The 22,645-nt window shown below is 70.7% G+C and carries 23 protein-coding genes; 5 read left to right on the top strand and 18 right to left on the bottom strand.

The genetic code is table 11. The features are described 5' to 3' along the window. Positions 1-52: 52 nt before the first annotated feature. Entirely contained in the window at positions 53-652 is a 600-nt protein-coding gene (locus ACFYRX_RS11610) for a class I SAM-dependent methyltransferase (protein WP_389098361.1), read from the bottom strand. A 140-nt stretch (positions 653-792) separates the two neighbouring features. Between ACFYRX_RS11610 and ACFYRX_RS11605 the strand changes: the two genes are divergently transcribed. After that, a complete protein-coding gene (locus ACFYRX_RS11605) occupies positions 793-927 on the top strand; it encodes a hypothetical protein (RefSeq protein ID WP_360941478.1) in 135 nt (44 codons plus the stop codon). Between the two features lie 21 nt (positions 928-948). On the opposite strand, the gene ACFYRX_RS11600 is transcribed toward ACFYRX_RS11605, so the two are convergent. Further along, complete coding sequence (locus tag ACFYRX_RS11600) at positions 949-1,398, bottom strand: GNAT family N-acetyltransferase (protein WP_389098360.1); 450 nt, start codon at positions 1,396-1,398, stop codon at positions 949-951. Between the two features lie 140 nt (positions 1,399-1,538). Here ACFYRX_RS11600 and ACFYRX_RS11595 point away from each other — a divergent pair, with 140 nt between their 5' ends. Beyond that, positions 1,539-2,516 (top strand): lytic polysaccharide monooxygenase, encoded by a 978-nt coding sequence (locus tag ACFYRX_RS11595; RefSeq protein ID WP_389098358.1) that lies wholly within the window; start codon positions 1,539-1,541, stop codon positions 2,514-2,516. A gap of 56 nt (positions 2,517-2,572) precedes the next feature. Here the strand turns inward: ACFYRX_RS11595 and ACFYRX_RS11590 are convergent, their stop codons facing one another. Both ACFYRX_RS11590 and ACFYRX_RS11585 read right to left on the bottom strand, forming a co-directional pair. Continuing rightward, complete coding sequence (locus ACFYRX_RS11590; RefSeq protein WP_389098356.1) at positions 2,573-3,436, bottom strand: esterase/lipase family protein; 864 nt, start codon at positions 3,434-3,436, stop codon at positions 2,573-2,575. A gap of 171 nt (positions 3,437-3,607) precedes the next feature. Then, on the bottom strand, positions 3,608-4,054 hold the full coding sequence (locus ACFYRX_RS11585) for a MarR family winged helix-turn-helix transcriptional regulator (protein ID WP_389098355.1): 447 nt from the start codon (positions 4,052-4,054) through the stop codon (positions 3,608-3,610). A 102-nt stretch (positions 4,055-4,156) separates the two neighbouring features. Here ACFYRX_RS11585 and ACFYRX_RS11580 point away from each other — a divergent pair, with 102 nt between their 5' ends. After that, positions 4,157-4,531: a cupin domain-containing protein gene (locus ACFYRX_RS11580; protein WP_389098354.1), complete on the top strand. Its 375-nt coding sequence runs from the start codon at positions 4,157-4,159 to the stop codon at positions 4,529-4,531. 3 nt (positions 4,532-4,534) lie between these two features. Here ACFYRX_RS11580 and ACFYRX_RS11575 read toward each other — a convergent pair whose 3' ends face one another. From ACFYRX_RS11575 to ACFYRX_RS11555, 5 genes are all read right to left on the bottom strand, one after another. Continuing rightward, positions 4,535-5,503: a hypothetical protein gene (locus ACFYRX_RS11575; RefSeq protein ID WP_389098352.1), complete on the bottom strand. Its 969-nt coding sequence runs from the start codon at positions 5,501-5,503 to the stop codon at positions 4,535-4,537. Next, on the bottom strand, positions 5,500-8,934 hold the full coding sequence (locus tag ACFYRX_RS11570) for a DNA polymerase III subunit alpha (RefSeq protein WP_389099084.1): 3,435 nt from the start codon (positions 8,932-8,934) through the stop codon (positions 5,500-5,502). The genes ACFYRX_RS11575 and ACFYRX_RS11570 overlap by 4 nt, the downstream gene beginning before the upstream one ends. Positions 8,935-9,099: 165 nt before the next feature. Further along, a complete protein-coding gene (locus ACFYRX_RS11565) occupies positions 9,100-9,894 on the bottom strand; it encodes a MerR family transcriptional regulator (RefSeq protein ID WP_389098351.1) in 795 nt (264 codons plus the stop codon). 15 nt (positions 9,895-9,909) lie between these two features. Continuing rightward, positions 9,910-10,671, bottom strand: coding sequence for an ABC transporter permease (locus tag ACFYRX_RS11560; RefSeq protein WP_389098350.1), 762 nt, complete (start codon positions 10,669-10,671; stop codon positions 9,910-9,912). Continuing rightward, a complete protein-coding gene (locus ACFYRX_RS11555) occupies positions 10,668-11,477 on the bottom strand; it encodes an ABC transporter ATP-binding protein (protein ID WP_389098348.1) in 810 nt (269 codons plus the stop codon). Before ACFYRX_RS11555 ends, ACFYRX_RS11560 begins: the two co-directional genes overlap by 4 nt. Positions 11,478-12,002: 525 nt before the next feature. Here ACFYRX_RS11555 and ACFYRX_RS11550 point away from each other — a divergent pair. Further along, complete coding sequence (locus ACFYRX_RS11550) at positions 12,003-12,602, top strand: SMI1/KNR4 family protein (RefSeq protein WP_389098346.1); 600 nt, start codon at positions 12,003-12,005, stop codon at positions 12,600-12,602. Positions 12,603-12,775: 173 nt separating this feature from the next. On the opposite strand, the gene ACFYRX_RS11545 is transcribed toward ACFYRX_RS11550, so the two are convergent. Both ACFYRX_RS11545 and ACFYRX_RS11540 read right to left on the bottom strand, forming a co-directional pair. Beyond that, positions 12,776-13,858 (bottom strand): S1 family peptidase, encoded by a 1,083-nt coding sequence (locus ACFYRX_RS11545; RefSeq protein ID WP_389098344.1) that lies wholly within the window; start codon positions 13,856-13,858, stop codon positions 12,776-12,778. 233 nt (positions 13,859-14,091) lie between these two features. Further along, a complete protein-coding gene (locus tag ACFYRX_RS11540; RefSeq protein WP_389098342.1) occupies positions 14,092-14,991 on the bottom strand; it encodes a slipin family protein in 900 nt (299 codons plus the stop codon). Between the two features lie 90 nt (positions 14,992-15,081). Here ACFYRX_RS11540 and ACFYRX_RS11535 point away from each other — a divergent pair, with 90 nt between their 5' ends. After that, positions 15,082-15,990 (top strand): alpha/beta fold hydrolase, encoded by a 909-nt coding sequence (locus tag ACFYRX_RS11535; protein WP_389098340.1) that lies wholly within the window; start codon positions 15,082-15,084, stop codon positions 15,988-15,990. A 77-nt stretch (positions 15,991-16,067) separates the two neighbouring features. On the opposite strand, the gene ACFYRX_RS11530 is transcribed toward ACFYRX_RS11535, so the two are convergent. The 7 genes from ACFYRX_RS11530 to ACFYRX_RS11500 all read right to left on the bottom strand — a co-directional run bounded on the left by ACFYRX_RS11530 (position 16,068) and on the right by ACFYRX_RS11500 (position 22,378). Next, positions 16,068-16,976, bottom strand: coding sequence for a S1 family peptidase (locus ACFYRX_RS11530; RefSeq protein ID WP_389098338.1), 909 nt, complete (start codon positions 16,974-16,976; stop codon positions 16,068-16,070). A 208-nt stretch (positions 16,977-17,184) separates the two neighbouring features. Further along, positions 17,185-17,970 (bottom strand): DUF1684 domain-containing protein, encoded by a 786-nt coding sequence (locus ACFYRX_RS11525; RefSeq protein WP_389098336.1) that lies wholly within the window; start codon positions 17,968-17,970, stop codon positions 17,185-17,187. Positions 17,971-17,974: 4 nt separating this feature from the next. Next, entirely contained in the window at positions 17,975-19,105 is a 1,131-nt protein-coding gene (locus ACFYRX_RS11520; RefSeq protein WP_389098335.1) for an LLM class flavin-dependent oxidoreductase, read from the bottom strand. Beyond that, entirely contained in the window at positions 19,102-20,181 is a 1,080-nt protein-coding gene (locus ACFYRX_RS11515) for an LLM class flavin-dependent oxidoreductase (RefSeq protein ID WP_389098334.1), read from the bottom strand. Before ACFYRX_RS11515 ends, ACFYRX_RS11520 begins: the two co-directional genes overlap by 4 nt. Continuing rightward, positions 20,181-20,429, bottom strand: a complete 249-nt coding sequence (locus ACFYRX_RS11510) for a hypothetical protein (protein WP_389098333.1) — start codon at positions 20,427-20,429, stop codon at positions 20,181-20,183. The genes ACFYRX_RS11515 and ACFYRX_RS11510 overlap by 1 nt, the downstream gene beginning before the upstream one ends. A 63-nt stretch (positions 20,430-20,492) precedes the next feature. Next, the gene (locus ACFYRX_RS11505) at positions 20,493-22,259 is read right to left on the bottom strand and encodes an FAD/NAD(P)-binding protein (RefSeq protein ID WP_389098331.1); all 1,767 of its coding nucleotides are present in this window, start codon (positions 22,257-22,259) and stop codon (positions 20,493-20,495) included. Then, positions 22,256-22,378: a hypothetical protein gene (locus tag ACFYRX_RS11500; RefSeq protein WP_389098329.1), complete on the bottom strand. Its 123-nt coding sequence runs from the start codon at positions 22,376-22,378 to the stop codon at positions 22,256-22,258. The genes ACFYRX_RS11505 and ACFYRX_RS11500 overlap by 4 nt, the downstream gene beginning before the upstream one ends. Between the last annotated feature and the right edge of the window lie 267 nt (positions 22,379-22,645).

Raw genomic sequence — 22,645 nt, 5'->3', positions numbered from 1 at the left:
TGCGCTGACAGGGCGCCGTTCCTTGGAGCCGGCCTGCTCCGCCGGACAGGCCCTAGTCGCTCCTCACCACCACCGCATACCGCTCGTCATCCACTTCCTTCCCCCACAACACGGAGTCCCCCGACAGCCGCTCCACGAGCACATGTCCCCCGAGTGGCTCCGCCAGTCCGGCCAGCACCTCGGCCGATATCCCGACCGAGCCCCACACGCCCTCCACCAGCACCAACCGCCCACCCGGCCGCAACAACCCCCACCACCGCCGCAACACCCGGCCGGGATCCGGCAGCGCCCACAGCACATGCCGTCCGAGCACCACGTCGAACCGCTGCTCCCCCACCGGCGGCATCGCCGCGTCACCGGTCAGGAACACCGCGTCACGCCCGGCGAGCTTCGCGCGAGCCAACTCGACCATCGCCGGGGAGAGATCCACCCCGGTGACACGGTGTCCCTGCTCGGCCGCGAGGAGCGACAGGCTCCCGGTCCCGCACCCCAGATCAAGGACATCGGAGGGCATCGCCGGCAGCCACTCCCGCAGCCGCTCGGCCCAGGCCCTGCGCACCTCGGGGTCCCGCAACCCGTGATCCGCCTCGTCGTCGAAGGAGGCCGCCTCGGCGTCCCAGTCCACGCCCCCGACACCACTGTTCTCCGTCATGTGCCCAAGAGTGACACCCGCCACTGACAATCGAATCGTGACAGCCGCCACTGACAGATCAGGGGCCGATGAGGAACTCTCCCCCAAAGGGTCTACCTCCGTGAGAACGCGGAACTCGGTAGGCACTGAAGGAGGCAGCCATGCGCCGCACTACCGTGCAGAAGCCCCTGAAGAGGACGGACACCCGCCGGATCCGCGAGGAGGCCGACGAACGCCCCGCGGGACGACCCGAGGTGCGGAAGGACATCGCCCGCACCTGGTGGCCGGACGGCTGACGGCGCCTGCCATGCCCCGTCTCAGACCAGTCGCTTGCGGTAGTGGACGCGGTCATAGGGCCCGTCCACTCGCCGTTCCACGACCTCATAACCGAACTTCGGGTAGATCTTCTGGTTCTCCCACATCAGCGCGTTGGTGTAGAGCCTGACCTCGGACAGGCCGCGCGCACGCGCGTGTGCCTCGACGAACCGCAGCAGCCGTCCTCCCACGCCCTGTCCCTGGGCGCCGGGGTGGACGGCGATGGTGTCGAGGTACAGATGGTCCGCGTGTTCCTCGACCACCACGAGCCCGACCACGGGATCCCCTGTGACGAACACCCGCCCCGCGGCCACGTTCGCCGCGTGGTCCCGTTCCATGGGCTGCGGCACCTGCCCGATGCGCTCGATGTAGTGCTCGAACGCCGCGTCGGCCACGGCCTTCACGGCCGACACGTCGGCCGCCTCGGCGGCCCGGATCTGCTCGTTCGTCATGCGCGCACGCTACCGACCTGATCTCCGGCTCAGCACCCCCTTAAGAGAGCCATAAAGATCGCCACCGACCGTCACAAGCTGGGGATTTCACGGTTTCTTTGATCCGGCACCCGTCAGTTCCGGTTCCGAGGAGATCCCCCATGCCCGCACGCCGCAAGGCCGCCGCAGTCGCCGCTGTCGGCCTGGCCCCGCTCGCTCTGGCCGCGCTGGCCGCCGCGCCCGCGTCCGCGCACGGTTCGATGGGCGACCCGGTCAGCCGGGTCTCGCAGTGCTACGCGGAGGGTCCCGAGAGTCCGAGGTCGGACGCGTGCCGGGCGGCGGTCGCGGCCGGCGGCACTCAGGCGCTCTACGACTGGAACGGCATCCGCATCGGCGACGCGAACGGACGGCACCAGGAGCTGATCCCGGACGGCAGGCTGTGCAGCGCGGGCAACGACGAGTTCAAGGGGCTCGACCTGGCCCGGGCCGACTGGCCGGCGACGAGCGTGCGCAGTGGGTCGTACACCTTCAGGTACCGCGTGACGGCCCCGCACAAGGGCACCTTCACGGTGTACCTCACCAAGCCGGGCTACGACCCCTCGCAGCCACTGGCCTGGGACGACCTGGACCTGTCGAATCCGGTGGCGAAGGCCACCGACCCGGTCGCCTCGGGCGGCTTCTACACGTTCTCCGGCACACTGCCGGAGCGCTCCGGCAGACAGCTCCTGTACGCGGTCTGGCAGCGCTCGGACAGTCCGGAGGCGTTCTACTCCTGTTCGGACGTGTCTTTCGGCGGCGGCTCCGGCGGTGCGGCGAGTGGTTCCGCCCCTGCTCCGAGTGCTTCCGCTCCCTCCGAGGAACAGATCGAGGACGGGGCCGAGGAGTCGACGGTCGAGCACCACGGGCACGGCGACAGCGACGCGAGCACGTCGGCGGAACCGGTGGCGGACATCGCGAGCACCCCGGTCAACGGCCCCAAGGCTGCGGGGACTTCGCAGCGCCTCGCCGAGACGGGCGGGGACGGCAGCACGTCGTATCTCGCGATGGGCGGGGCGGCCGTCCTCGCGGCGGGCGCGGCGATCCTGTTCGGCTCGGTGCGCCGGCGTGCGGTGAACGGCGGTGGACGGCAGGGCCGTTGACCCGATGAACTCCGGGGCCTGACCGGCGGCTCAGGCCGGACAGGCCCCGGCGCCACTCAACTCAGCGCCGACGCGCAGGTGGTGGTGGAGGCATGCGCCGGGTCCAGGGCGTTCGCCACCTCGTGGAAGGCGATCCGGTCGAACAGTCCGATGGCCACGTGTTCGGAGAGATCGAGCGGGCACAGGTCCTGGAGCAGCACGTTGTGGACGCCGGATCCGCTGAGGAACTGGCTCTGGTACGGCGTCACGACCTCGTCGTACCTGGTGGCGAGGACCGTGTACCTGACGCCGGGGACGGTGTCGCCGCCCTCGTTGAGCTTGGCGAGGAAGGCGGAGCCGGCGACCTGGTCGGCGAGGGCGGGGGTGTTGGTGGTGAGGAAGTCGCCGATGCCGGGGAAGTACGGCAGCAGGTTGGTGATGCCGGACAGGGTGGTGCCGTGGTTGTCGGGGGCGATGCCGACGAGGGCGTTCACCTTGGCGGCTCCGCCGAGGAACTTGAGGTAGTAGCGGGGCATCAGGCCGCCCTGCGAGTGGCCGACGAGGTCGGTCTCGGTAGCTCCGGTGGCGGCGAGCACCTTGTCGACGAAGGTCTTCAGCTGTTCCGCCGACTTGTCGATCGGGCCGAGACCGTGGATGAGGGGCACGCCGGGCAGTTGGCCGTAGTCGAAGGAGAAGAGGCAGTAGCCGCGGTCCTCCAGGTACGGGGCGAGTGCCAGCCAGTTGTCCGTGGCGTTGGCGAAGGTGCCGTGCACGAGGACGACGGGGCGGGGGTGGGCGGCGGAGGGTTTGCAGGACCAGTCGTTCCAGCCGTGGCTGGGGGCGTCGGCCGCCTGGGCGGCACCGGCGGCGGGGACGACGGCGACCGCGGCGGTCAGCAGCAGGGCGGCGAGGGGTCTGAGCAGTCGTTTCCAGGGCAGCATCGTGTGATCTCCTTGCGGCTCAAGGGAGGTGCGATGGCCTTACGCCCTGTGACCCGGATCACGAGGATGCTGTTCAATTCGAAAATTACGGACGAGTAGTGCACTTGTGAAGTTACGCGTCAGTAAAAACTTCCAGTGATAACCGCGTCGGATGCATCTGCTGATGAAACGTCACCAGGCGGGCCTGATGGGACCATAGGGAGCAATGCGCCCCAATCGCTCGTACAACGCGCGCACTTCACTCTCACCGAGTACATCGACCCACGTCCGTACGGCCTCGGCGGCAGCCTCCTCCGCCGCACGGGTGCAGGCCCATCCCCGCTCGGTCAGCACGACGAGCCGGGCCCGCGCGTCCGCGGGATGCGGCCGCCGCTCGGCATACCCCTTGCGCACGATCTCGTCGACCAGCTGACTCGCGGCCTGCTTGGTCACCCCGAGATGGGCCGCGATCTCGGTGACGGTCGCCCCGTCCGGCGCGAGCCGCGCGAACGCGAACCCATGGGCGGGCCGCACCCCCTCGAACCCGCGAGCGAGGACTCCGTCATTGATGCGCTGGGTCAGATCACTGGCGGCGGCGAGCAGGGCGGCGGTCAGGGCGAGGGCTTCGGAGTTCTGCACTCAGGCATTGAAACACCCTTGACGAATTGGTCAAGCAGCTTGACTATGAATCCATATAGTCAAGCTGCTTGACCATTTCTCGATCGGTCCCGGAGGCCACCCATGCCCGTAGTCCGCTCGTCCGATGCCGTCACCCATGAGATCCACGGCGCCCGCTTCGTCTCGTACGCCACTCCCCTGACCGGTGCCAAGGAGCTCTGCGCCTGGCGCGGCGAGATCCCCGCGGGGACGAAGGCGCCGGCGCACACCGTCAACCGCGAGGAGATCTTCCATCTGCTCATCGGCGAGCTCCTGATCACCCTCGACGGCACCACCCACCGGATCACCGCCGGCGACACGGTGATCATCAACCCCGGCGCGACCCTGGCCGTCGAGAACCCGACCGCCCACACCGCGATCTCCTGGGTCACGACCTCCATCGGCCTGGAGGCGGAACTGGCCGACGGCACCCGCATCACTCCCCCGTGGGCCAACTGACCGCTACGCCGCCAGCGTTCCGGGCAGCACCGCGAGCGGGCCGAACCTGGCCCGGGCGCGGTCCGCGGCCTCCTCGATGCGGCGGAGTTTGTCGTCGAGGGGGTCGAAGGTGAGCTGGTGGGAGGCCTGTTCGGCGGGGTCGAGGCCCTCGGCGCGGAGGGAGATCGAGCGGACCCGGGCCCGTTGGAGACCCAGCGCCTCGTACATTCCGTAGGCCGCCCGGGTCAGGGCCGCCGAGTGCGCGGTGGGTTCGCCGAGGGTGCGGGTGCGGGTGGTCGCGCTGCGGTCGGCGTAGCGGACGGTGAGGGTCAGGGTGCGGCAGACCTTGTCGAGGGCGCGCAGTCGGGCGCCCAGTTCCTCGGCGGCGGAGAGCAGGGCACGGCGGTGCCGACCGGGGTCCAACTCGTCGCGGATGAAAGGGCGTTCGGTGGCCAGAGAGCGTGAGACACCGTTCGGGACCACCCGGCCGCGGTCCACGCCGTTCGCCTTCTCGTGCAGTTCGCGGCCGGCCTTCGCGCCGACGAGTCGCTGGAGCGTGGACAGGGGTGCGGTGGCGACCCGGCCCAGCGTGTCGAGGCCGTACTCGCACAGGGTGCGAGCGGTCGCGGCGCCGACGCCGGGGAGCGCGGCGACGGGCCGGCCGGCGAGGAAGTCCACCGCCGCGTCCTCGGGAACCGCGCAGGTCGCCCCGGGCCGGGCGGCCTTCAGCGCCATGCGGGCCAGCATCGGCCCGGGCCCGGCGCCGATCACACAGTCGACGCCGTGCAGGGCGAGGGCGCGGACCCGGATCACCGAGGCCAGCTCGACGGCGTCCCGCTTGAAGTACCGTTCCGCACCCCGCAGATCGGCCAGTGCCCCGTCCGGTGGCAGCGCCTCGACGACCGGCGTGAACTCCTCGAGGAGACCGAGCAGTTCGGGCAGGGCCGCCTCCCGCGTCGGCGGCAGCTGGAAACGTACGCAGAGGATGGTCATCCCGCACTCCCCGGACTCTGGTGCCACAACTTCCGTACCTGTGAGGCCTCTTGACCCGCCGGTCGCAGATCGGCCCACGGATGCAGTTCGTATCCCGTCGGCATTTGGATTCGCCGGCCGCCGGTCGGATCACCGGTCACGTCACCGGACCGCTCCGGCACCGGCACCGCCAGCCGCGCCGCCACCGCGTCGAGACCTTCCCCGTCCCGCAGTTCGACCAGTTCGGCGAGGTTCCAGGCGGCCGAGCCCACCACGCTGAGGCTGCGCGGGCCCCGCCGTTGCACCACTCCGCGCACCAGCAGCAGCCAGGAGTGGAAGACGGTGTGCGCGCAGGCGTCGTGGGAGTCGTCGAAGAAGGCGAGGTCGACCAGGCCGGTGCCGTCGTCCAGGGTGGTGAAGATGACCCGTTTGCCGGACCGGATCGGCGGGGTCTGGGTGGCCGCCTTGGCGCCCGCGACCAGCACCGCCTCCCCGTGCCTCGCTTCCCGCAGCCGCTTCGCACTGGCCACACCCAACTCCCGCAGGAACTCCTGGTGGTCGTCCATCAGGTTGCGCGAGACGTCCATCGACAGCACCCCCAGTTCGGCGCTGAGCCGCTCCACGGAGGAGAGATCCGGCAGCCCGGCCGGGGCGGTCTTCCGTCCGCCGGCCAGGGGGAACTGCCTGCCACCCGCGCCCCGTCCGCCCCGGTGCAGCTCGGTCAGGTGCAGTTGCAGATCGCGCCTGTTGGCGCCGAACGCGTCCAACGCCCCTACCTGGGCCAGCCTTTGGGCCACCGGACGGCTCGGCCGCCCCCGTTCCCAGAAGTCCAGCAGTGAGGCGTACGGCTGTCCCTGGGCGATCCGCGCCGCCTCGGTCTCGCTGATGCCGTGCACGTCGGAGAGGGCCAGCCGCAGTCCCCACACCATCGGTGATTCAGACACCAGTTCGATACGGTGAGCGACCGCCGACCGGTTCACGTCCAGCGGCAGGATCGGCACCCCGCGCCGCCGCGCGTCCGCCAGCAGCAGCCGCTTGGGATACATCCCGGGGTCGTGTGTGAGGAGCCCCGCATAGAAGGCGGCCGGGTGGTGCGCCTTCAGCCACGCCGACTGGTACGTCGGTACGGCGAAGGCGACCGCGTGCGCCTTGCAGAAGCCGTACGACCCGAAGGCCTCGACGATCTCCCAGGTCCGCTGAATCGTTTCCGCGCCGTATCCGTTCGCCGCCGCGTGCTGCGCGAACCAGAACCGGATCCGCCCCTGCGACTCCGGGTCGGACAGCCCGCGCCGCACCCGGTCCGCCTCGCCGCGCCCGCAGCCGGTCATGATGTCGACGATGTCGATGATCTGCTCGTGGAAGACGACGACCCCGTACGTCTCCTTCAACGGCCGCTCCAGGTCCCGGTGCGGATATCTGACGGGCGCCCGCCCGTGCCGTGCCTCGATGAACGGCCGCACCATGTCGGCGGCGACCGGACCGGGCCGGAAGAGCGAGATGTCGACGACGAGGTCGTGGAAGGTCGCCGGCTGCAACCGCCCCACCAGGTCCCGCTGCCCCGGCGACTCGATCTGGAAGCAGCCCAACGTCTCGGCGGACCGGATGAGTTGATACGTCGCCGGGTCGCCCGGCGGTACCGCGTCCAGGTCGACCCGCTCCCCCGTGCCCCGCTCCACCTCGGCGACCGCGTGCGCCATCGCCGACTGCATCCGCACGCCGAGCACGTCGAGCTTGAGCAGCCCGAGGTCCTCGACGTCCTCCTTGTCGAACTGCGACATGGGCAGTCCCTCGCCGCTGGTCGGCACGACCGGCGTACGGCTCAGCAGGGACGCGTCGGAGAGCAGCACCCCGCACGGATGCATGGCGACACCGCGCGGCAGGGCGTCGAGGGACTCGACCAGCTCCCACAACCTGCCGTGGCGCTGCTTCTCCCCTGCCAGCGCCTTGAGTTCGGGCAGCTCCTCCAGCGCCGCGCGGGCGTCGCGGGCCCGGATGTGCGGGAAGGACTTGGCGATGCGGTCGATGTCGGCGGGGTCCATCGACAGGGCCGCCCCCACGTCCCGGATCGCGTGCCGCACCCGGTACGTCTCCGGCATCGCGACGGTGGCGACCCGCTCGGTGCCGAACCGTCCGATGATCGCCCGGTAGACCTCGAGCCGGCGCGCGGACTCCACGTCGATGTCGATGTCGGGCAGGACGAGCCGCCGCGTGGACAGGAACCGCTCCATCAGCAGCCCGTGCTCGACGGGATCGGCGTGGGCGATACCGAGGAGGTGGTTGACCAGGGAGCCCGCGCCGGAGCCGCGGGCGGCCACCCGGATCCCCATGTCCCTTACGTCGTCGACGACCTGAGCGACCGTCAGGAAGTAGGAGGCGAAGCCGTGGTGGGCGATGATGTCCAGTTCCTCGTGCATCCGTTCCCAGTACGCGCTCTTGCCCGTGTACCCCTTGCGCACCATCCCCGCTGCCGCCCGCGAGGCCAGCGTCCGCTGGGCGGTGCGCCGGCCCGCGCCGACGAGACGCGCTTCGGGGAAGTGGACGGTGCCGATACCGAGGTCGTCCTCGGGGTCCACGACACACTCGGACGCGGCCGTCTGCGTCTGCTCCAGCAGCCGGTACCCGGTCTCGCGCCGGAAGCCCGCGGCCTCGACGATCCGCTCGGCGGCCTCCAGCATGGCACCGGCGTCCTTGAGCCAGGCCTCGCCGGAGTCCAGCTCCCCGGCCGCGCCTACGGGGACCAGTCGGCGGGCGGAGTCCAGGACGTCGGCGACCGGGCCCAGGCCGGCGTCGGCATACCGGACGGCGTTGCTGAGCACGGGCCGGATCCGCTGTTCGGCGGCGAAGCCGACGGTGCGGGCGGCCAGCCGCAGGGAGCCGGGCCCGGTGCCCTTGCGCCCGTGCCAGACGGCTTCGAGCCGCAGGGCGTCGCCGTAGGTATCCCGCCAGGGGGCGAGGAGCCTGGCGGCCCGGTCGGGACGGCCGGCGGCGAGAGCGCGGCCGACGTCGGAGGCGGGCCCGAGCAGCACGGTCAGCCCGTCCCCCCGGTTCTCGGCCCAGGGCAGTACAGGCATGCCCTCCGCACCCTTGCCGGAGTGCGCCACCGTGACCAGCCGGCACAGGTCGGCCCAGCCGCGGGCGCCGTCCCTGGCGAGAAAGGTGACACGGGGAGTCGACTCATCGACGAAGGCACCTCCGCGTACGGGAGCGCGGCGCCGCTCCTGCCGTACGGGCCCGGTCTCCTCCACCGCCAGCTCCACCCCGAACACCGGCCGCACCCCGGCCTTCGCGCAGGCCTTGGCGAAGCGGACCGTGCCGGCGAGGGTGTCGCGGTCGGTGAGGGCGAGGGCGTCCATGCCCCGCTCGGAGGCGCGCTCGGCCAGGCGCTCCGGGTGCGAGGCGCCGTAGCGCAGGGAGAACCCGGAGGTGGTGTGCAGATGGGTGAAGCCGGGCATCCGCACCTCCCACCATCGAATATCGAACACCAGTTCCTTACCGCCTCACCTCCACCATAGACCAACTTTCGAACTCTTGTACGAGTCCCACTCGACCACCTCCCACCTGCGAAAACGTCCACCGGTGACCGTTCAGGCTTGGGTCGGTTGCCGGAGTCGGCGAGTTCAGGACGGCGGCAGTTCCGTGTCGAGCCTGTCGGCAGGCACTCGCTCGATGCGGGTCCAGCCTCTCCAGCCACGCTCCTTCAGGATCGCCAGCAGCCGCACGGCGTGCGGTGAGGACTCGACCATGGTCGAGTCCAGCAGGTCGGCGAACTGATCGTCGATGCCGTCATCGGCGCCCACCTCGCCGGCCTCCACAGCGCGAACCATCAAGCGCTCCATGATGTCGGCGACCTCGACGATCCGCGGATCGTCTGCCGGCCAGTCGAGTGCCCCGCTGAGAAGGCTGTAGAGCTTCACCATGTCGGGGTCGTCCAGCTCCTCGTGCTTCTTGGCGATCACGGAGTCGATCGAATGCGGCACCTGAGCTGCGATCATGATCCAGGCGTCCCGTTCCATCTCGATGTACCGCTCCTCGACGCCGAGCCCGCGCAGCCGGTCGAGGTAGTCCACGACGCTCCGCGGAAGCGCGAGGTGCTCTCCGACCGCGAGTCGGGCGAGCCGGCTGCGGGTGTCCTGCAGCCGCCGGATCTCGGCGCGCAGATCCTTGTCGATCTCCTGGACGCCGTCGGCGAACTCCTCCGGGCCGGCGTCGAGAAGTTCCTGCACCCGGGCGAGCGGCACGCCGGCGTCTGCGAGAGTGCGGATCCGGATCAGTCGTACGACCGCGACAGCGTTGTAGGTCCGGTATCCGGACCGGTCGCGCTCGGGCTCCGGCAGCAGTCCGATCTTGTGGTAGTGACGGACCGCCCGTACCGTCACCCCGGCGTACGCCGCCAGTCGGCTGATGGTGAGCATGGGTCTCAGCCTGCCTCAGGCGATCTTCCGGCGATAGGCGGCCATCGCGAAGACGTACGCCACGACGAGGATGCCGACGCACCACGCGAGGGCGGTCCAGATGTCGTCGCCGACCGGCTGCTGGGCGAACAGGTTGCGGATCGTGTTGACGATCGACGTCACCGGCTGGTGCTCGGCGAACCAGCGCACCGGGCCGGGCATCGTCGTTGTGGGCACGAACGCCGAGCTGACGAACGGCAGGAAGATGAGCGGGTAGGCGAACGCGCCCGCTCCCTCGACCGACGACGCGGAGAGCCCGGGAATCACGGCGAGCCAGGTCAGCGCAAGAGTGAACAGGAGCAGGATGCCGGCGACCGCGAGCCATGCCGACACCCCCGCCCCTGAGCGGAAGCCCATGAGCACGGCGACGCCCACGACCAGCACGAGCGCGATCAGGTTGGCGACCAGAGAGGTGACGACGTGGGCCCACAGCACACCCGACCGCGCGATCGGCATGGACTGGAACCGCTCGAAGATCCCGCTCTTCACATCGGTGAACAACCGGTACGCGGTGTAGGAGACGCCCGACGCGACGGTCATGAGCAGGATGCCGGGCAGCATGTAGTCCACGTACGGGACCGACCCCGTATCGATGGCACCGCCGAACACGTAGACGAACATCAGCATCATGGCGACCGGCGTGATGGCGGTCGTGATGATGGTGTCCATGCTGCGTGTGACATGGCGCAGGGTCCGCCCCGTGAGCGCGGCGGTGTCGCTGAAGAAGTACGCGGTCATCCTTGTCCCCCGGTTGTCGTGCCAGTGGTGTCGCTCTTGTCGCCGCCGCCGACGACCGCGAGGAAGATCTCCTCCAGAGTCGGCTGCTTCTCGACGTACTCGACCTTGGCGGGCGGGAAGAGCTGCTTGAGCTCGGCGAGGGTGCCGTTCACGATGATCCGGCCCTGGTGGAGGATCGCGATCCGGTCGGCCAGCTGCTCTGCCTCCTCCAGATACTGCGTGGTGAGCAGCACCGTCGTTCCATGACCGGCGAGCTCCTTGACCGCGTCCCACACCTCGATGCGTGCCTCGGGGTCGAGTCCGGCCGTCGGCTCGTCCAGGAAGATCACCGGCGAGTTCCCGATGAGGCTCATCGCGATGTCCAGCCGACGGCGCATCCCACCCGAGTACGTGGACACCCGCCGCGCTCCCGCCGCGCTCAGCGAGAATCGCCTCAGCAGGTCGTCCGCGGTCGCGCCCGGGTCCTTGAGGTGGCGCAGCCTGGCGACCAGGGCGAGGTTCTCCCGACCGCTGAGGATCTCGTCGACGGCCGCGAACTGCCCGGTGAGACTGATGGACTCCCGCACGTTCGCCGGTTGCGTGGCGACGTCGAAGCCGTTGACGCTCGCCGTCCCCGCGTCGGCCTTCAGGAGCGTGGCGAGGATTCTCACGGTCGTGGTCTTGCCTGCCCCGTTGGAGCCGAGCAGGGCGAAGATGCTGCCCTGCGCCACGTCGAAGTCCACACCGCGCAGTACTTCGAGTTTTCCGTACGACTTCTCCAGACCCTGCACGCGCATCGCCGGACCGGCGATCGTTTGGGCCGCCATGGTCATCTGCCTCCTTTGCGGAGCTGCTCCACGCGACTGCGGGGACGCCCCTGCCGGAAGGATGGAGGGTTGCCCCTGCGTCAAGGTCAAGCGGTCTCGGACCACGGCATCCGGATCGCCGACGCCGATGCGGACCGTCCCGTGTCGCGTTCCCATCGGGCGAGGGGCGACGGCATCGGACCACAAAGCCGGTCACCTGCCGGCTCAGGGCAATCGCGCACGCCGAACTCGCCCTTGGTCCAGCGTCTTTCAGAGGCGGGGTCCGTCATGAACCGGACCGTAAGAGCGGCTGGAACGGACGGTGGCGTGGCCGGCGGAGTGCCGCCGCCCGCACCGTCGCTCCGAACGCGAGGCCGACCGCCTTCTGGCCCTCGCCGGTCTCACCGCTGCTCTGCTCTGCTGTCGCAGGCCGGCGAACCGGCCCACGACGAACGGCGGTCTGGCATGATCCGTGAAGTGATCCGGACGATCCCGCACTGCCGCTGACCTGCCGCTCAGCGTCGATCCATCCCGACGAGGTGCCCCATGACCGACTACCTGGCTGCCACCATGGCCATGCTCGGACCGGCTCAGAACCGCTATGCAGAGCCGTCGGCATGGGACCGCCTCCACGCTGAACTCGGCATACAGCTGCCGCCCGACTACCGGGTCATTGTCGATGCCTACGCCCCGGTCCAGCTCAACGGCCACCTGCACCTCGCCCACCCGGCGACCGAGCGCTGGAACCTGGGCCAGAAGATCCGGGACACCGCCCGGGCCTGGTCCCAGGTGCCCTGGGACGAGCTCGACCTCGACGCGGATGAGGACCCTCGTCAACTGTTCGGACTTGAGGAGTTGAGCTTCGGCACCCGCAACGGCCTGTGGCCGATCGCGAGCACGGACCGGGGAGAAACGATCTTCCTCGACGCGGCCGCCGATGTCACGAGGTTCCTGGTCAGCTATGACGAAACCTGGGTGGAGCACCGCGTGAGCTTCGCGGAGTGGCTCTATCGCTACCTGGTCGGTGAAGACATGACCGGCCCCAACAGCGCAGCCTTTTACCCCGGCCCTGTGAAACTGCAGCACCTCCCGATGTCCGCCGACGAACGCCCCGAGCCCTGGTACGGCCCGGACCGCGGCATGTGAGACGCCGACACGGCAGGGGACGGCCCCGTCCTCCGAACCCCTTCTACGGAAGGCGCGCGCGGGGAAGCCACCCAGCCTCAAGCGCCCACAACCGTGAACGGTGCCATGCCCCCGAGCACACACAGAAGTCCCGCCCCTCGCGCGAGGGGCGGGACTTCACAGCGCCGGGCCCGTCAGCCGATCGACGTCCCGGTTGCCGACAGTGCCTGCGTCACCGGCTGGAAGAACGTCTCCCCGCCGGAGGTGCAGTCGCCGCTGCCGCCGGACGTCAGGCCGATCGCGCTGCTGCCGGAGAACAGTGAGCCGCCGCTGTCCCCGGGCTCCGCGCACACATCGGTCTGGATCAGCCCGTTCACGATGTCGCCGTTGCCGTAGTTCACGGTCGCGTCCAGGCCGGTGACCTTCCCCGAGTGCACCTGGGTCGTGGACCCGCTGCGTGTCACGGACTGACCGACGGTCGCCGTCGCCGCCCCCGTGATCGCCTGCGCGGACCCGTTGTAGAGGTCCACCTCGCTGGGGTGGTCGACCTCGGCCGTGTACTTCACCAGCCCGAAGTCGTTGTCCGGGAAGCTCGACACCTCGTTGGTGCCGATCTGCTTCCCGCTGGAGTCCGACCAGGTCGAGATCGCCTCGGTGCAGTGTCCCGCGGTGAGGAAGTACGGCTCGCCGCCCTTGACCACGTTGAACCCCAGCGAGCACCGTCCTCCGGACCCGGAGATCGCGTCACCGCCGGCGATGAAGGGCTTGAACTCCGCCTTCGTGCGCTGGAGTTCGGCCACCGGCCCCAGTCCGTCGACCACCTTCGTGAGCTTGGTCCACTCGGCGTCGGACACCGTGCGGTCGGCGGTGACGACGACCTTGTTGGTCGTCGGGTCGGTCACCCAGGACGTCCCCGGGATGGTCGCGTCGCTCTTGAGCGTCGTGTGCGCGCTCTTCAGCTCGGCGAGGGAGTTCGCGACGATTCTCGCCGAGGCCCCGGCCGCCGACACGGTTCGCGCCGCGTCCTCGTCGAGCACGTTCACCACGAGACTCTTGGTCTTCGCGTCGTAGAACGTCCCGGCCGCGTCCGCGCCGAGATCGGCCCCGAGTGTCGAGGCGAGCTTTCCGGCCGCGAGGGCCGAGAGGGTCTTGACCTCGGGTGAGGCCGGCGTCTCGCTGGCGTTCGCAGTCTGCAAGGTGACTCCCGCCGCGACCAGTGCGGCAACGCCCGCACCTGCCACGACGATCCGTCGCCCGGGTATCCGTCGGTGCTTCAACTCGCGTCCTCCTGTGGGGGGTCGGCCCAGGAGAGTGTGGGGTTCTCAGGGGCCGGAAGGCTGGTTGACAGGCGTCCACTCTTCCGAACCCGGCAGGGGGCGCACAAGGTTGACTTCAGGACGCGCGTAGAACGCGGTTGCACGCCCCTCGCGACTTGACCGTGCACAGTCACACCAGGCGCATTCGCGCTGCAAACACTACGCGCGAGTAACCCATCAGCGGTGCGTGAGGTCTAGTCCTGTCTTGAATCCGACCCTTCGGGGACGGAATCCGGACGGGGCGCGGGAGACGGGAGTTGCTCCTGCACCGGTTGCTGGACAGCCGACGGCGCCACTGCCTGCGCGGGCGCCACAGGCTGCGCGGGCGCCACCGTAGGCTGCGCCCGCTCCAGGAACCGCAGCAACTCCACCGGGAACGGCAGCACCAGCGTCGAGTTCTTCTCCGCCGCCACCGCCACCACCGTCTGCAGCAACCGCAGTTGCAGCGCGGCGGGCTGCTCGGACATCTCCTTGGCCGCCTCGGCCAGCTTCTTCGACGCCTGGAGCTCCGCGTCCGCGTTGATGACCCGCGCCCGCCGCTCCCGGTCCGCCTCGGCCTGCCGGGCCATGGACCGCTTCATGGTCTCGGGCAGCGAGACGTCCTTGATCTCGACCCGGTCGATGGTGACGCCCCACTCCACGGCCGGGCTGTCGATCATCAACTCCAGCCCCTGGTTGAGTTTTTCGCGGTTGGAGAGCAGATCGTCCAGCTCGCTCTTGCCGATGATGGACCGCAGCGAGGTCTGCGCCATCTGCGCGACCGCGAACCGGTAGTCCTCCACCCGGACGATCGCCTCGGCAGGCGAGGTCACCTTGAAGTAGACGACGGCGTCGACCCGCACCGTGACGTTGTCCCGGGTGATGCCCTCCTGCCCGGGCACCGGCATGGTCACGATCTGCATGTTGACCTTCCGGAGCTTGTCGATGCCCGGAACGATCATCGTGAACCCCGGCCCGCGCACGTCGGACCGCAGCTTGCCGAGACGGAAGACCAAGCCCCGTTCGTACTGTTTGACGACGCGCGCAGCCGCCATCGCGTACACCGCTCCGGCAGTCACGAGCGTCGCTCCCGCCGCCACCAGCTCCTCGACCATTGCGGCCCCCCAGGGTCCGAACCAGGCGCTCAAGGTGTGTACTTCGACGGTAACGCCGGGATGTTCGCGTTGGGGAGACGGAGGACACAGGTGGTCCACGGCATCAGGACACAGGACGGCCGCCGGCTGGCGGTCGAGGAGTACGGCGATCCGGACGGCACACCGGTGGTGCTGCTGCACGACACCCCGGGCTGCCGCTCCGGCGTCGTACCCCGGGAAGTCGTCACCGCGCACCCGCACATCCGGTTCATCGCCTACGACCGCCCCGGCTACGGCGGTTCGGACCGCCTGCCGGGACGCCGGGTGGCCGACGCCGCCCGGGACGTGGCGGAGCTGGCCGGTGCCCTCGGGCTCGGCCGCTTCTCGGTGCTCGGCCACGCCGGCGGCGCCCCGCACGCCCTGGCCTGCGCCGCCCTGCTGCCCTCCCGGGTACGGCGGGCGGCGGTGCTGGCCTCACCCGCACCGCCGGACGCGCGGGACCTGAGCTGGTTCGACGGCATGGCCGAGTCCCACGTCGAGGAGTTCACCCGGGCGCTCACCGACCCGCTCGCCTTCGCCGGACGCCTCGCGGCCCGCGCCGCCGACATCCGCCGCGACCCCGCGCAGCTGCTCGTCTCCGTCCGCGACGGGCTCACCGACTCCGACCGGCGGATCGTGTCCACCCCGGCCGTCGGCGAGATGCTGCTGCGCGGCTACCGCGAGGCGCTGCGCGATTCGGCGTACGGCTGGCTCGACGACGACCTCGCCCTGCTCAGCAACTGGGGCTTCGACCCGGCGGACGTCACCCGGCCCGTCCTGCTGTGGCACGGCGCCCGGGACACGTTCTTCCCGGCCGGCCATTTCAAGTGGCTCATGAACCGGATCCCCCGCGTGCGCCCCGTCCTGGAGCCGGACGCCGGCCGCTTCGGGGCGCTGGAGGCCCTGCCGGCCGTACTGGACTGGCTCTGCGCGCCACCGAAGCAAACACCGAAGCACATACCGAAACCGACCATGCCGTGATCACGGCGAACCCCCGTACGCCAGACGCGTACGGGGGCTCACCAGGTGTCGGCTGCGCTTCAGGTGGTTCGGCGGTCCTAGAAGACGCTCACGCCGTACGCGCTCAGCGCCTCGGTGACCGGCTGGAAGAAGGTCGTACCGCCGGAGGAGCAGTTGCCGCTGCCGCCGGAGGTCAGACCGTAGGCGACACCGTTGCTCCCGTACAGCGGGCCGCCGGAGTCGCCGGGTTCGGCGCAGACCGTGGTCTGGATCATGCCGTAGACGACGTCTCCGCCACCGTAGTTGACGGTCGCGTTGAGCGCGGTGACCCGGCCGCTGTGGATGCCGGTGGTGGAGCCGCGGCGGTTGACCGTGGTGCCCACGCTCGGGGTGGCGGCGCTGGTGATGTCGACGCTGCCGACGGTGCCGGAGATCGACGACACGGGGTAGCTCGTCGAGTACTTGACGAGGCCGTAGTCGTTGGTCGGGAAGCTGGACCCGGCCGTCGAACCGAGGGTGGTCGTGTGCCCGGAGTTCGACCACCAGGTGCCCGCGCCGTCGGTGCAGTGACCGGCGGTCAGGAAGTAGTAGGTGCTGCCGCTGCGGACGTTGAAGCCGAGGGAGCAGCGCCAGCTACTCGCATAGATGGCGTCGCCGCCTGAGATCAGCTTGTTGAACTTGCCCGGGGTCCGCTTGATCGTGAGCGCGTCGGCGTTGCCGCCGGCCTGCTCCTTGATCTTGGCGATCTCGGCCTGCGAGACCGTGCTGTCGGCGGTGACGACCACACGGTTGGTCTTGCTGTCGACGGCCCAGGCGGTGCCGGGGATGTCGGCCTTGAGCACCGAGCTGCTGGCGCTCTTGAGTTGGGCCGTGCTGAACGGGGTCGCAGCGGTCGCGTTCGCGCTGGGGACCGCGATCGCGGCCGCGGCCACGAGGCCGGTGGTACCGGCGATCAGCCGGGTCCGTCTCGCAATGCCACTGCGGGGGGTGGTGCGCTTGATCCTCACGTGTCGTTCCCTCCCAGGGGAATTCGGGGGCCCGCGTGGGGTCGGGGCCCGTGAGGCGCAGTCGGGGGCGAACGCGTCCGGATTTCGAACACGTTGTGCCCCTGACAAGCGCTGAGGGGGAGTATTCGGCCGACCGGCCGGTAGGCGCAAGGGCGCCTTTCGGCCGTCAACCTTTGAAGCATCTTTACGATCCCCGTGAACCGGCGGCTCACCGGACCAGATTGCGCTCCCCCGCCGCGACGGCGACGCCCAGGGTGTTCCCCGGCGGCGGGAACGGACAGATGAAGTGGTCGGCGAAGGCGCACGGCGGCAGCACCGCGCGGTTGAAGTCGACCGTCGTACGCCCTTCGGCGTCCGGCGCGGCCGGGTACAGGAAGCGGAACCGGTAGCTGCTGTCCCCGCTTGTCGTATCGCCGAAAACCGCCCACAGCGAACCGTCGCCGAGGACCGCGACCTTGAGCACCGACTCCTGCCCGTCGATCTCGAACGTCACCTCGCCGCCGAGCACGAACCCCCGCTCGACGCCGTCCGCGTTCGGGACGCGGACGGTCCGCCGCGTGTCGTACGGCGTGAAGCGCCCCGGCACCGACCAGCGCGGGTCGTACGACGTGGCCTCGATCCCGCGGAACGCCCGCCGGGCGGCGGAGCCGGGGTCGAAGTCCCGTACGCCCCAGACCCCTTCGCGCACCAGCACGACCAGTCGGCGCTCGCCGAGGGACGCCCGGGAGGCTCCCACCGGTCCGAGGTCGGCGGACAGCCTTGCCTCACCCGCGAAGGGCCGCCCGTCGACGCTCGGTCCGTCCGCCTCGGTGGCGGTCAGCACCACCGCGTCGTCCGTCAGGGTCCAGGTCCCCGGGAGATCCGGGAGCCGCCCGTCCGGGTGGTCCGCCAGCCAGTAGGTGCCGACGAGCGCGAGCGGCCCGTAGGGCTCGGACACCTCCTGGACGCGGTGCTCGTGCCAGTGCTTCCACGCGTCGGACGCGTCCGTGGTCATGTGATCAGTCCTTCTGTGCGGTCTGTGCGGGGTCGGGAACCCCGAGGTGCGAGTGCAGGGTGGTGCCCCGGTACTCCGTGCGGAACGCGCCGCGCTCCTGGAGCAGTGGGACCACCCGGTCCACGAACTCCTCGAGGCTGCCCGGGGTGGGATGCGGGACGAGGACGAAGCCGTCGGCGGCCTCGCGCCGGACGAATTCCTCGAGTTCGGTGGCGACCGCCTCCGGGGTGCCGGCCAGGAACCGCGGGCGCTCCGCCTCGATCGCGCTCCGCCGGATCGGCAGGCTCTTCTCCTGGGCCTCGGTGGCGGTGTCGCCGAGGACGACGCTCACCACGGGCATGATCCTCAGATCGTCGGGGGCGCGGCCGTACTTGGCGAGGCGGCGCTTCACGTCGGCGTAGCGGGCCTGGCCCTCCGCGAGCGGGCTGTGCCGGCCGCCGTGTCGTCCCGGGGAGCCGATTGCGGGCCCCGGGCCGGAGAGGAGGACGTCGGCTGTCGCGGCGGCCAGCTCCCGTTCCTCCTCGCAGTCACCGGCCTGGATCACGACCGGATGCCCCTGCGGCGAGCGCGGCACGGTGAACTCGCCCGCGATGTCGAAGTGCCGCCCGCGGTGCGCGAACGGCCGCGCCACCCCGTCCGGTGTCCAGGAGTCCCACAACTCCCTCGCCGCGTCCAGGAACTCGGCGGTACGGCGGTACCGGTCGGCCCGGTCCAGGAAGCCGCCGCGCCGGAAGTTCTCCCCGGTGGCGGCGTCCGCGGAGGTCAGCACGTTCCAGGCGGCCCGGCCCCCGCTGAGGTGGTCCAACGTCGCGAACCTGCGGGCGAGTCCGTAGGGCTCGTGACAGGTCGCGTCGACCGTGGCCGCGAGGCCGAGGTGTTCGGTGACACCGGCGAGGGCGCCCAGGACGGTGACCGGGTCGGGGTGGCAGGCCGCCTCCAGGTCCTGGTGGTGGCCCCGCCGTTCGTACGGCCCCTCGGCGAGGAGGAGGAAGTCGAACAGTCCCCGCTCCGCGGTGCGGGCCAGGCGTTCGAAGGACGAGAACTCGATCCGGGACGTCGAGCGCCGATCCGTTCGGCCGGTGGTGTCGCCGGCGCCCGGGAAGCGCACGGCGAGATGGATCTGCCGACGGCTCATGCCACTCCCCCGGCCACGGCGTACTGGTTGGCCGGCCTGGCCAGACCCAGGTGCTCCCTGAGCGTGCCGCCCGGATAGAAGGTGCGGAACAGTCCGCGGTGCTGGAGCAGCGCCGCCGTGCCGTTGACGAGCCGTTCCAGATCACGGAACGGTTCGGCGGGCGTGAGGTGGAAGCCGTCGACGGCTCCCTCGGCGTGCCAGGTGGCGATCAGTTCCGCGAGGTCGACCGGGCCGCCCCGGTAGAGCGGCCCCCGCGCGCTCTGCCGGGGACCGCCTCCGCCGTGCCCCGGCTCGGCCGCGTGCTCGCCGTCGCCGAGGTCGACGAGCAGGCCCGCGAAGACCCGCAGTTCGTCGGGGTCGCGGCCGAACCCGGCTGCCTGCGCCCGGAGTTGGTCCCGAACGGCGGCTGTCTGCGCGGTGCTCACGGCGTGCACCAGAGCCACGTCGGCGTACCGGGCGGCGGTCCGCCGGGCGGCCGCGTCGGTGGCGTCGACGACACGGACCGGATGGCCCTGCGGGGGTCTCGGCACGGGGGAGGGGCCCTTGACTGAGAAGGTCGTGCCCCGGAAGTCGACGGGATGCAGCGTGTCCCGGTCGGCCGGCACCTTCTTCTTCCCGGGATTGTCCTCCCGGCTGTCCCACAACTTGGCGGCCACGTCGGCGACTTCCCCGGCCTCCTGCCACAACGCGTCGGCCGGGTACGGGGGTTCCCCCGCGTCGGCGAGGCCGAGCGCGGCGGGGTGCGGGCGGCCGAAGAGACGGGCCTCGCTCGCGGTTCCCGACACATCGAGCCGCCAGCCGGCCCGCCCCTGGCTGAGCCAGTCGAGGGTCGCGACGGCTGCCTGGACGTGGAAGGGCTCGGTGTGCGTGGTGGTCACGGTGGGCACCAGGCCGATCCGCCGGGTGGCGGGCACGACCCTCGACAGCACGGCGAGGGCGTCGAGGCCGGGCCGGGCGAAGGTGTCGTGCAGCGTCACGAAGTCGAACCCGCCGCTCTCGGCGAGCCGTGCGAGGCCGACGTAGGAGGCGGCGTCGTAGGCGGACGGCTGGTCGACGGCGGCGGCGAGATGCAGCATCACAGCACCTCCGGGAGAGAGGCCCGTGCGGGTTCGGGCCGCGGGTTGTCCAGCACCTCGGCGGGCGCCCCCTGCTCGACGATCATCGTGGTGCGCTGATCGGCCAACACCTTGATGACGTCGAGGACTTCACCGGCGAGCCCGGGGCCGAGCGCGGAGACCGGTTCGTCGGAGAGCCCCGTCGGCCCTCCGGAACCGGGCGGACCGAGGCTCCTGTGGAGGGAGCTGATGTCGACCATGACACTCATCGCTGGACTTCCCTGTCGTGCACGTGACGTGCGCTTCCGGATGACGTGGACCTTCCAGGTGGCTCAGGCGGCCGCACGGCCGGCGAGCGCGCCGAGCAACAGCAGCGCGGACCGCGCGGTCGCGTCGTTCTGCCGGAACGCGGGCCCGCCCGTGCGCGGCCGGGTGAAGGCACCGGGTGTACGTCCGTCGGTGTGCGGCCCGAGCGCGAAGCGCCGTGGGTGCGGCCGGCCGGACCGGTCCAGGACCCGCCCGTCGGCACGGTCCACGCGCAGCAGGCCGTCCGGGCTCTCGGCGACCCCCTCGGCGTGCAGCCGGCGCAGCAGCGGATCGAGGGCCCGCCGGACCGTCGGCTCGGGCAGCCGTGCCTCGACCAGTGCCCGTGCCTGGACCGAGAAGCCCGGCACGGTGGGGCTCGACGCCCGGAACACCCCGTCCTCGGCACGGACTTCCATGTCCGCGCCGACGAACCTCAGCACTCCGGCCCGGGACAGCGCGAGCAACTGCCGCAGCCGGGGCCCGGGGGGCCCGGAGGCGAGGTAGCTGAAGAAGCCGTGCCACCACCCGCCGATGTCCCCGAGCCGGACCAACTGCCCGTAGACGGAGAGCAGTCCGAGGAAGACGGCCAGGTCCGGGCTGTACGCGGGATCATGACCGCGGCTCAGGTCGGCCTCGACGTACTCCCGCAGCCCTTCCTGGAGTTCCTCGTGTGTGGCGTACCGCGCTCCCTCCAACGGCCGGTCGAGCGCGGCGAGGTCGAGCCGGTCATGGGGGTCGGGCACGGCGGAGACCACCAGGGTCTCCCGTTCGGCGGTGTCGTCGATCACCGCGTACTTCTCCTCGAAGTCGGCCCAGGACATCGCGGTCCGCTCCGGGTGCACGGTGAACAGCCGGTGGTAGTGGGCGAATCCGAGCTCCTTCTCCACCAGCGGCCACACGTCCCGCGAGAAGTCGAAGCCCGCGGGCCGGGCAAGGAGCGCGTCGGTCTCGGCCGGCCCCAGGAAGCGGGGCAGCGGCGGCCGCTCACCGGTCCAGTCGTAGCCGATCTTCGAGTGGTACGGCACTCCGCGCCGCGATCCGACGTACAGCACCGGCTCCCGTCCCGACGGGAGGTAGGTGTCCCCGTCGTACCGTCCGCCCCGGCCCTCGGTGAGCAGCACCATCAGGTCCACGAAGGCGAGCCCGAAGCCGCGGACCAGGACGGGTTCGCCGGGCGCGAGCGTGGACAGGTCGCTGTCGGCGGTGAAGTCGGGCGGCAGGTGGACGAGGTCGTGGGTGCGGGCGTAGGCCGCCAGGTCGCGCTGTTCGTCGTCGAGTTCGGCGTCGAGGTGACCCAGGGCAAGGACGACCAGGTCGGCGGCGAGCGGCTGCGGGCGGTCCTCCAGCCAGACCTGCTGCGTTCCCTCGCGCGGCCCGCTGACCCGCAGGGCGCGGTGCGGATGGTGGTGGACGGTGACGCTGTCCGGGAGGGCCGCCACCGCCTGCTCGTGCACCCAGCGCAGATACCCGCCCTGGAGCTGCCGGTCCGCGAAGGTGCGGCCGTCGATGCCGGCCCACTCGTGCAGTGTGGGGCCCTGGCGCACGGGTCCGGCCATGTCCACCGTCTCGTCGGTGAACATGGTGACGTCCTCGGCGTGCGAGTTCATCCACAGCAGCGGTGACTGCGCCGCGCGCCAGATGCGTCCGGCGCCGGGCGGATGCGGGTCCACCAGATGGATGTCGAGTCCTTCATGGCCCGAACCGTCGTACAGCTCGGGCGCGTTGGCGGCGATCCGCTCGATCAGGCCGGTCCCCCGCGGTCCGGCCCCGACGATGACCAGCGAGCGCCTCATCGGGTGCGCTCCGAGCCGCGGGCGCGGGGCACGAACGCGAACGGGACGAGGTGCGGGGATTCCGCGTGCTCCGGTGCGTCCGGTGCGGCGGGGGCTTCGGCGAGGGTGTCGCAGGACATGCGAGGACTCCGTGGCATCGAGTCGTTCGAACTCGGACGGGTGCCTTCACACGGGTGCGGCCGAGCCCCTCAGCAGGACCGCCCCTTGAGACTACGGGTGCGTTTCCCGGCCCTGTCAAGGCTGTCCATACTGTGAGCGGTACGTCTCAAGTCAGTTGACGCCTCACCGAATGCCTGTTCCACTTACCCCATGCATCCACAGCAGTGGCTGGTCAAGCGCTCCCACATCGACCTCGGTCGAGTGTGGTCCTCTTCCTGTTGAGCTGA

Origin of the sequence: Streptomyces sp. NPDC005374, from assembly GCF_042872225.1 — a bacterium.
Lineage (GTDB): Bacteria > Actinomycetota > Actinomycetes > Streptomycetales > Streptomycetaceae > Streptomyces.
The sequence above is the reverse complement of the archived record's forward strand: the minus strand, read 5'-3'. Positions and strand labels throughout refer to the sequence as shown.